Below are 10,530 nucleotides of genomic sequence, written 5' to 3' on the forward strand. Positions count from 1 at the left end.
TAAAAATTTCCCATTTTATTGCTGCTCGGCTCTCCTGAGATGAGTGTGCCAAAAGTATCACAAATATCATTCGGATATAACTTAAGCGTTCAGCATGACCCAATTATCAGCTTGATTTATCACCAGAAACTCAGGAGATCCCGCTTGTCCATCCACAGGCGGGAGTGGGATGATGAGGGTAGTGTGGGGAATCTAAAATAACCCCAGCAAGAGAAGCTACCAAGAGTGCTAACCCGTCGTTAAAAACAAGAGATTATGACTGTTGCAACCCAATCCGCCAAAGAACTGTCCGTCGAAGAACTTTGTATTAACTCGATCCGCTTCTTAGCTGTTGATGCCGTAGAAAAAGCAAAATCGGGACACCCGGGACTACCAATGGGCGCGGCTCCGATGGCTTTTGTCCTCTGGGATCGCTTTTTGAAGTTTAACCCCAAGAATCCCAAATGGTTTAACCGCGATCGCTTTGTCTTGTCTGCCGGTCATGGCTCGATGTTGCAGTACGCCCTGCTTTATCTGACAGGCTACGACAGCGTAAGCATTGAAGATATCAAGCTATTCCGTCAATGGGAGTCCAAAACCCCTGGACACCCCGAAAACTTCATGACCCCAGGCGTGGAAGTCACCACCGGGCCACTAGGTCAAGGAATTGCCAATGCAGTCGGTTTAGCGATCGCCGAAGCGCACCTTGCCGCAAAATTTAACAAACCCGATACCAAGATTGTTGACCATTACACCTACGTAATTGTAGGTGACGGTTGTAACATGGAAGGAATTTCCGGCGAAGCTGCTTCTTTCGCGGGGCACTTAGGATTAGGCAAACTCATCGCTCTATACGACGACAACCACATTTCCATCGATGGTTCCACAGATGTGGCATTCACCGAAGATGTTTCCAAGCGATTTGAAGCTTATGGTTGGCACGTTCTGCACGTCAAAGAAGGCAATACCGATTTAGCCGCGATTGAGAAAGCGATCGCCGAAGCTAAAGCTGTAACCGACAAGCCATCCATGATTAAGGTAACAACCACCATTGGTTACGGTTCGCCCAATAAAGCAAACACGGCTGGTGTTCATGGTGCTGCCCTTGGTGGAGACGAAGTAGCATTGACTCGGAAAAATTTGGGTTGGGAATACGAGCCTTTCGTAATACCCGAAGAGGCTCTCAACCACACACGCAAAGCAGTTGAGCGCGGCGCAGGTTACGAAACCGAATGGAACAAGACCTTTGCGGACTACAAAGCTAAGTATGCCCAAGAAGCCGCTGAATTTGAACGCTACATAAGCGGCAAACTAGCCGATGGCTGGGATAAGGTACTACCCACCTACACCCCAGAAGATAAAGGAATACCCACCCGCAAACACTCAGAAAACTGCCTCAACAAACTAGCGACAGTTTTACCTGAATTGATTGGTGGTTCAGCTGACTTGACTCACTCCAACCTTACCGAAATCAAAGGACAGGGCGACTTCCAAAAAGGGCAATACCAAAACCCCAACATCCACTTTGGGGTACGCGAACATGGTATGGGCGCAATCTGTAATGGTATCGCGCTGCACAGTTCGGGATTAATTCCCTACGGTGCTACTTTCTTAATCTTCACAGATTATATGCGTGCTGCCATCCGCTTATCCGCCCTTTCCCAAGCTGGCGTAATTTGGGTGATGACTCACGACTCAATTGGACAAGGTGAAGATGGCCCCACGCACCAACCCATTGAAACTCTGGCTTCCTTGCGAGCCATTCCTAATTTAACGGTGTTTCGTCCCGCAGACGGTAACGAAACCTCTGGCGCTTATAAAATAGCGATCGAGAAGGCGAAGCAAAATGCTCCGTCTCTGTTGGCATTTACCCGTCAAAACGTCCCCAACTTGCCAGGTACATCGATTGAGAAGGTGGCGAAGGGTGGATACACCGTGGTGGATAGCGAAGGTACACCTGAGATCATTTTGATTGGCACTGGTTCAGAACTAAGCCTCGCCGTCAGCGCAGCCGAAAAACTCACGGCTGAAGGCAAGAAAGTCCGTGTTGTCTCGCTACCTTCATGGGAATTGTTTGAAGCACAGGATGCAGCTTATAGAGAGTCCGTTTTGCCGAAAGCTGTCACCAAGCGTTTGTCTGTAGAAGCTGCTAGCAGTTTCGGCTGGCACAAATACGTAGGTACTGAAGGCGATACTGTTAGTATCGATCGCTTTGGTGCTTCGGCTCCAGGCAATGTTTGTCTAGAAAAGTTTGGCTTTAGCGTTGATAATGTGTTAGCTAAGGCTAAACAATTGTTAGGTTAATAGCAACAGAATATTCTCGAAATTTTGTGGGTGGGCTGGAAAGCCCGCCCTTTTTTAGAAATTAAATTTTAATTCACTCAGCACTAGATGGGTAATTTTAAATTATAGTAATGAAAAAACTCCAGAAATGTTTGTGGCAAATCTGGAGTCAGGAAAGATACGCATTTACCTACATCAAATTTTCACCGTCAGAGCATCCTACGTCATCAGGGTATACACTCAAATCTAGATAAAGGTGTCTGAGGATAAGCCCTTCGATTTAGTTTGATGTTGGAAGTAGACAAAACAGCCCCAGGTAATCTGAGGCTGTTTTGCGAGAGTTGTTTGGCAAGGGGGGGTACATCAATAAGTGATGCCCCGTGTTAAATATAGATAATTCAGTATGTATACCTATTCAGGCGTGTTCTGGCATATCCGGATGATTTGGAAAATTTCGTAGGCGCAGCCCGTCGTAGACATCGCTTTTTCCAAAAAGAAACTCCAGATGCGCTTAAGGCATCTGAAGTAGTAACAGGTTTCTAACATCAATCAATTTTTGCCTATGCGATCGCCAGATGTCGTTGGGGTATATACTCAAATTTAATTTTATGTCTGATCATCCGCCCATTGAACAGCAGGTTACTTTCTTTTATACCGATGATCTCGATGCGTCCACAGAATTCTACCAACAAAAGCTGGGCTTGGAGTTGTGGCTTGACCAAGGAACCTGTCGAATTTATACTGTTAGTGGCTCTGGATACTTGGGATTGTGCCAAGCAAGCGAAATCTCAACTCCTCCAGCCGACAAGCAATCAAGCGTCATTTTTACCTTGGTAACACAACAGGTGGATGAGTGGTTTGAATATCTTAAACAACGTGGCATCGAATTTGAAAAGTCTCCTACACTAAACGAAAAGTACAACATTTACCATTGTTTTTTCCGTGACCCCAGTGGTTATTTGATTGAAATTCAACGTTTTGAGACTAACCACAAAAAAAAGACATAACTTATTTATTTAGTTATGCCTAAACATTTAATTTACAGGGCAGGATTTGTACAAGTTAGAGCTTTTTGATTTACTGGGATACATGATAGCGACTAATGTTATATAACCATCATCGATAGGCATGTACCTTTTCTTCTATCGATTTATCAAGGTGGGATGCGGGATTTATGCAGCCACTGGGAAATATTTATATTTCTTTACAATTACCGCTCCGGCGTAGCCAGCCGTAGGCATCGCTTTTGACTGTTTATATAACCCTTCTCTCTTCCCCAGCCTCCCCTACCTATCTGGGCGGATTCTAACAGAACGTAGGATACAGTCATTACCGCCAGCATATCCTGTTATCTTCCCAAGACTACTTATTACACTAAGTAAGTAAGCGAGAATAAATCAAAGTAGGTTAAGTAATGTAAAAATTATTGAGATTAGTTTGTAGTGTTCGCGTAGCAAGATCCCCAAAGGGGTACACTACAAACCTTTAATTATTTACGCCGCTCTAGTTATCCTCTTTGCCAATTGTGCTATTTCTATAGTTATTATTTTTAAAGTACCGATGTTTAATCTATCGGTTCACTAAATATTCTCTAAGGGTGAGACTACATGACAGCCGAAAAACCCACATGGCTACGCATAAAATTACAACTTAAAGGTTCAGTTCTCAAAGCAATTTACAAACATATTTTATGGTGTGGAGCTTTCGGATTTTTGATTTCTCTACTTTACCATTTTAAGGTGCCTGTATCCCAACCTATTTTAGGAAGTGTTATTCCTAGTATTGTTTTAGGTTTGTTACTTGTATTTCGCACCAATACTGCTTATGAGCGATTTTGGGAAGGGAGAAAATGCTGGGGATCTCTAGTAAATAACATCCGAAATCTGGCACGGCAAATTTGGGTATCAATTGACGAAATATCTCCAGAAGATAAAGACAATAAAATTACAGCATTAAATTTATTGGTAGCTTTTGCTGTGACAACTAAATTACATTTGCGGGGAGAAGCAGTAAATAGAGAGTTAGAAGATTTAATGCCATCTAGTAAGTATAGAAAACTGAAGATTATGAATAATCCCCCCATAGAGGTTGCCTTTTGGATAGGAGATTATTTACAGCAGCAGTATCATCGCAATTGCCTTAATAGCTACCAGTTAACATCTATGCAAGAATTATTGAATAATCTTGTGGATAATTTAGGAGCTTGCGAACGGATTTTAAAAACACCTATGCCATTAGCTTATTCGATTCATCTGAAGCAATTATTGTTACTATATTGTTTCCTGTTCCCATTTCAAATAGTGGAGAGTCTGGGTTGGTGGACAGGTTTAATTGCTGCTTTCGTTGGTTTTACAGTATTTGGCATTGAAGCCATCGGCTTAGAGATAGAAAACCCCTTTGGTTATGATCCTAACGACTTACCTCTAGATACGATTTGCCAGACAATGAAACGCAATATAGACGATTTAATTACTCTGACTCCAAATGCGCGATCGCATCCAAGTAATTTGACCTATGAGAAAAGTTGAGATTGGGAAGAATTTCCAAACTTGGTTATAGCTGTCAAGTCCCATCTGGCCGCGTCCATCTTCTTTCGCAGTAGTATATAAACGCGAAACTATTTCTTCACTGGTGGATGTGCAATGATGCCTGTACGTCAAACTTTATCAAAGTCTGATATCCAACTTTCTTACTTAGAGTGGAACCAAGGTAAAGAACCTTTACTGCTGTTACACGGCTTAGGCGACCATGCTCTAGTGTGGTCTAGTTTAGGAGATTACTTAGCGGCAGACTACCATATAGTTGCACCAGATATGCGCGGACATGGCCAAAGTAGTAAGCCTGAGAGAGATTATAGTTTTGAAAGTGCGATCGCAGACCTCGAAGCACTCATGGATGATCTCGGATGGACTTTTGCCCATATTGTAAGTCACTCGTGGACAGGCAAATTAGCCGCCATCTGGGGAAGGCAAAACCCAAAGCGTTTGCGAAGTATAATTCTGGTCGATCCAATTTTTATCTGGAAAATGCCCAGCCTTTTCAGGGTAACTTTTCCGATGTTATATCGGTTCTTGCCTTTTCTCAAAAGTATGGGCCCCTTTGTCAGTTATGAAGAAGCCGAACAACAAGCACAGCAGTTAAAGCAATATCAAGGATGGAGTCCCTTCCAGCAGCAAGTCTTCCAAGCAGGAATAGAACAAAAACTCGATGGTAGTTGGGGCAGCAAATTTACTATAGCCGCCCGCGACGGGATTTTTGAGGAAGTCATGCAAGTGCCTGGTTTTACAATCCCCCTTGATACCCATGCCCTCTTTGTCCAACCAGAACAAGGTCTAAATCGCCAAGATTGGCAAATCCAACCCTACAAAACCTATCTCAAAAACCTACGTATCTGCCAAGTTCCTGGCAATCATTGGCCGTTTTTGACACAACCAGAGGCATTTAACCAAGCTGTAGCAGTTTTCTTGGCAGAACACAGATAGAAAATCTGATTATTATTGGACGGGATTATCATCCGGCAACAGAAGAATTAATAGGAGCGATGTCAATACGGTTCGGATAAGATCCCCCCGCCTGCGGCGACCCCCTTAAAAAGGGTAAAGAGGAGAAAGGAGAAAGAGCAAGCCTTTTTAAGGGGGGTTGGGGGGATCTTCGAGAGACAAACATGTTAACCGAACCGTATTGGGAGCCATGTCTAGCGACAAGTAGCTACGCGTCTACGCTCCCCTTAAATCAGTTATGAGTTATCAGTAACCCGTGAACACTGATAGCTCATGACTGATAACTGTTAAAGTACGGATAAGCCAGTCATGAGCCTTTGTATCAATCCCGTTTGCCCTAAACCAAATCACCCGAATAATCATCAAAATCGCTTTTGTCAAAGTTGTGGTTCTCATCTGGAATTGTTAGGGCGTTATCGGGTGACGTGCCTGTTGAGTCACAAAACAGGGTTTAGTAAAATTTATGAAGCATACGAACAAGATACCCCTAAAATCCTCAAGATACTCAAAGAGGATTTATCAAGTGACGCCAAAGCAGTAGAACTATTTCAGCAAGAAGTAACCGTATTAGGACAATTTAAGCATCCCGGCATTCCCAACGAAGATAGTTACTTCCAGTATCAAACCCGAAATGGTTTAGTGTTGCATTGCATTGCAATGGAAAAAATCGATGGGTACAACTTAGAACAGTGGCTACAGCAGCATAATCACCCTATTTCTCAAGAACAAGCCATAGCCTGGTTAAAACAGTTAGTAGAAATTTTGGATTTAGTGCATGGTAAACAGTACTTGCATCGAGATATTAAGCCATCTAATATCATGATTCGATCCCCACTTGGGAAGGGTTGGGGGGATTTGGTACTGATTGATTTTGGCACCGCCACTGAAATTGACAGAACCAACCCAGACCAACTCGGCGACGGGATGACAGCACTTATGTCATCTGGCTACAGCGCTCCAGAACAAATGAACGCTCAAGCAGTACCGCAATCAGATTTCTTTGCCTTGGGACGCACCTTTGTATTTTTACTCACGGGATACCATCCCTTAGATATGTATGATATGCAGCACAATTTATTGCACTGGCAAAATCATGCCATCCAGATATCACCCTTACTATTGAATTTAATTGATTGGCTAACAGCGCTGGATATAGAAAAGCGTCCTGCCAATACTCAAGAAATTTTGCAGCGCCTCGAAGAAATTGAAACTCAACTAACAGAAACTACTCCTGAAAATCCTAATTTAGTAAGCAATTTTAGCACTGAGCATTTGTCCGCGCCAATTACTAAAAGTTCATTTTATCCACATAAACAGCCAGAAGAACTACGACTACTGGCATTTTTTGTAGGGCTACTAGTTATATTAGGATTACTTAGTATAGTCGCTTTGGCAACGCGGACATCAAAATTCTCTGTGAGGCAAAATTACGAACAATCTCCCGAAAAAAAAGGTAAAATTGATTATTTTCCTTATAAAGAAGGTAGGGATAGTCAGGGGAAGGTAGCCGAATTTAATATAGCTGTTTTATCACTAGAATATAAATGGCTTTTAGGTAGCAATTTTCAAATTAAATATAATGATGAAATTATTAGCCTAGACCTTTTAAAGTTGAACTTAGAACAAGAAGGTATACAGAATATAATGGAAAACCCCAGTGAGATCATTTCTGTAGGTACAGTTTCTTGCAAGGGTGATATAGCAGTTCAACAACGTATGGCTCTAGAACGTTCCAAACAAATACAATTTTTAGTTAAAAAATTATTTATTAATACACCAAGCGTTAAAAGTTATCGGATATTAAATTTGGGACAATTTCAACGGAGTGATTGTCAGGCAAACCAGGATTTAACTAAATATCAGAGAAGCCTTATAATCATTGGGGTTAAAAAACAATCAGCAGGTTTAATTCTGGATGAAGCATTACGGGATAGATTAGAAAAAAAGCCTTTTGCTGATTTTAAGTTAAAAGATTATTCTTTGGGGTCAGCAGAAAACTTTAAGACGATACCAAGTAATTTGTAAAATCTCTAGCAAAGTACATCAGTGCATAGGCTTAACCCATCGTAGATATCACCACTTTAGCTATAAACTACAACTATGGTCATCTACATCTTCTATGGCTAAAGCAGCAGATATTAGCACCAAGCGATTAATCAGCCTCGCACCCGAAAATTGGGTAAAATGGGTAACAAAAATTCCTGATATTATATGCGGACAACTCCGAATTCCAGTGGATTAGCCGTGAGAGTGATGTCTTAGTCCGCGCCACCAGTCCCCAATATGGCGAATTTATCGTACTCAACTTTTTTACAATTACGCTACAAAACTGAAATGCCCAAACGGATGCGGGCATACGCAGCACTAGCTGAAGAAAAGTACAATTTGCCCACCTATCCGGTACTAGTTAACATCCTCAAAGAAAGTGATGTTGAAATTCCCACCAGCTATGAATCGCAGTTTGCTGGTTTACAGGCGCGTCAAGACTACCGCGTAATCAACCTTTGGGAAGTCGATGTGGAAATCGCTTTTACTCAACCTGTTCCCTCCTTGCTTCCCTTTGTCCCAATTCTCAAAGGAGGTGCAGAAGAATCCACTGTGCAACGGGCATTGCAAATTCTCCGTGCCGATGAGCAATTGAGCCAGTTAGAAACCGTCATGGCTTTTTTTGCTACCTTCGTATTAGACAGCGCTTTAGTTCAGCAAATCATGAGGTGGGATATGGCAATATTACGTGAATCTCCCTGGTATCAGCAAATTTTGAAAGAAGGTGAACAACGTGGACGGCGAGAAGGACGGCGAGAAGAGATACTATCAGGTATTGAACTCGCTTTGGAGATAAAATTCGGCACTGAGGGATTGCAACTGATGCCAGAAATCTCTCAAATTTCAGATTTAGATAGATTAAAAGCAATTCAGCAAGGAATAAAGAGCGCGAATACTCTAGATGAATTACGGCAATTCATTTGAAGTAATGGAACTTGCTTGAGTTTGGCAAATCAGGAGGTAGTAGATGTCAGTGTTCGAGAAATCTTTCTTTGATCAAGAAAGTTTCAAACAAGGTTTTACCGTAAACGTCCCGATCGCAATGTACTAATAATTAACCACAAACCCAATAAACTAGCGACGGCAAACAGGGTGGTGCTTAAAAAAGATAGCTGAGTTGTCTGTGCTTTGGTGGAAATAATTGCTGCACCCATAATCAGCGAACCCACTAATATACTAAAAGATAGTCGGTTAGCCGCATCGTCCATAGTGCGCCGCACACCATCTAACCCCCGCAGCGATAAATTCCACTGTAACGTTTCCGAGGTAACTCGGTCTAATAACAGTTCAATTTGGCGGGGAGATTGGAGAGACAGACTTTTAATATCTAAGATTGTCCTGAGGAGCGACGGCACTGGATTATCGCCCACTAATTGCCGACGAAACAAGTCTGTAATTAATGGTTTGACTTCATCAAAAAAATTAAGCTCCGGGTTGAATGTCCGCGCTACACCCTCTAAATTCGCTAGGGTTTTGGCATACAAACCCATATTGCTAGGTAATCTAATTTTATTGTTGCGGGCAACTTGTAAAACTTCATAAATTATTTGACTGAAGTTTATTTGCGTTAGGCTGACATTGTGATACTTTCGCAACATGCGATCGTAATCATTTTCTAACCGCGACAAAATTACTGGTTGAGCAGAATCTGAGAGTTGCAAAGTTAACTGAGCGCACCTTTGAGCATCTAAATCAACGATCGCTAACAACATTTCTGTTAATATCTGCTGTGTGCGCGGATCAAGTCTTCCCACCATGCCACAGTCTAAAAGGGCAACACGACTATCTTTGAGATAAAACAAGTTTCCTGGATGGGGATCGGCGTGAAAAAAGCCATCAATATATAGTTGTTGGAAAAATACCCGAAATAACAAAGTAGTTATTTCTTTACGCTTGAGAGCAGGGTCTTTAACGTTGGGGTCATTATCCAAATCCGCCGCTAGGAACGGCACTCCATCCAGCCATTCCATCACCAGTAATTTTGCAGTGGTCAATTCCCAGTTAATTTCCGCAACCACTATTTGCGTGGGATCAAACCAGCGACTTTTAGATAAATTGCGCCGCAGTTGGTCTGTAAAACCCGCTTCCCGTGTAAAATCTAACTCGGCTTCTAGAGCTTTGGTAAATTCTTCGGCAATGGATTTGATTTCATAGGTTTGCCCAAACTCAGTACGCGCCACTAAATCGGCAATACCTTGAATTAAGGCAATATCTTGGGCAATAGTCAGATCAATTCCTGGACGTTGCACCTTGAGAGCAACTTCTCGACCGTCTGCTAATGTAGCTCGATGTGTCTGGGCAATTGATCCGGCCGCCACTGGAATACGGTTAACTGTGCTGAAGGTTTCTGCTATTGGACGTTTTAATTCTTTACGGAGGATTATTTCTATCTCTGACCAAGGAACTGGCGGTACTTCGTCTTGTAGGGTTGATAGTTCCTCAATATAGGCGGCACTCAGTAAATCTGGACGAGTGGAAAGTAGCTGGCCAAGTTTAACGTAAACTGGGCCCAAGTCTACCAGAATATTTTTTAAAACCGCAGGTGTAGGTAGCTGGGGTTCATCAGCTTTGCCACCAGTAAGCAACCTTCGCATATAGTCCCAGCCATTGCGAAGGAATACTTCAAGAATTTCTCGTTGACGGGGAACAGTTTGGGTGAGGAACATTTTGGGGAGTGGGGAGTGGGGAGTGGGGAGTGGGGAGTGGGGAGTGGGGAGTGGGG

The 10,530-nt window shown here is 42.6% G+C and carries 6 protein-coding genes and 1 pseudogene; 6 read left to right on the forward strand and 1 reads right to left on the reverse strand.

Going from position 1 to position 10,530, the window contains the following annotated elements:
* Window positions 1-255 precede the first annotated feature (255 nt).
* The 6 genes and pseudogenes from tkt (at window position 256) to HWQ23_RS33325 (ending at window position 8,732) form a co-directional block, all read left to right on the forward strand.
* A complete protein-coding gene (gene tkt, locus HWQ23_RS33300) occupies window positions 256-2,283 on the forward strand; it encodes a transketolase (RefSeq protein ID WP_292838175.1) in 2,028 nt (675 codons plus the stop codon).
* A 587-nt stretch (window positions 2,284-2,870) separates the two neighbouring features.
* The gene (locus HWQ23_RS33305) at window positions 2,871-3,269 is read left to right on the forward strand and encodes a VOC family protein (RefSeq protein WP_292838177.1); all 399 of its coding nucleotides are present in this window, start codon (window positions 2,871-2,873) and stop codon (window positions 3,267-3,269) included.
* A 600-nt stretch (window positions 3,270-3,869) separates the two neighbouring features.
* Window positions 3,870-4,790, forward strand: coding sequence for a bestrophin family protein (locus tag HWQ23_RS33310; protein WP_292838179.1), 921 nt, complete (start codon window positions 3,870-3,872; stop codon window positions 4,788-4,790).
* A gap of 117 nt (window positions 4,791-4,907) precedes the next feature.
* On the forward strand, window positions 4,908-5,744 hold the full coding sequence (locus HWQ23_RS33315) for an alpha/beta fold hydrolase (protein WP_292838192.1): 837 nt from the start codon (window positions 4,908-4,910) through the stop codon (window positions 5,742-5,744).
* Window positions 5,745-6,071: 327 nt separating this feature from the next.
* Complete coding sequence (locus HWQ23_RS33320) at window positions 6,072-7,787, forward strand: protein kinase domain-containing protein (RefSeq protein ID WP_292838181.1); 1,716 nt, start codon at window positions 6,072-6,074, stop codon at window positions 7,785-7,787.
* 94 nt (window positions 7,788-7,881) lie between these two features.
* A pseudogene (locus HWQ23_RS33325) lies at window positions 7,882-8,732 on the forward strand (Rpn family recombination-promoting nuclease/putative transposase).
* Between the two features lie 95 nt (window positions 8,733-8,827).
* Here HWQ23_RS33325 and HWQ23_RS33330 read toward each other — a convergent pair.
* Entirely contained in the window at window positions 8,828-10,474 is a 1,647-nt protein-coding gene (locus HWQ23_RS33330) for an ABC1 kinase family protein (protein ID WP_292838194.1), read from the reverse strand.
* Window positions 10,475-10,530: the final 56 nt, after the last annotated feature.

It is taken from the genome of Nostoc sp. JL33 (assembly GCF_017114985.1).
Lineage (GTDB): Bacteria > Cyanobacteriota > Cyanobacteriia > Cyanobacteriales > Nostocaceae > Nostoc.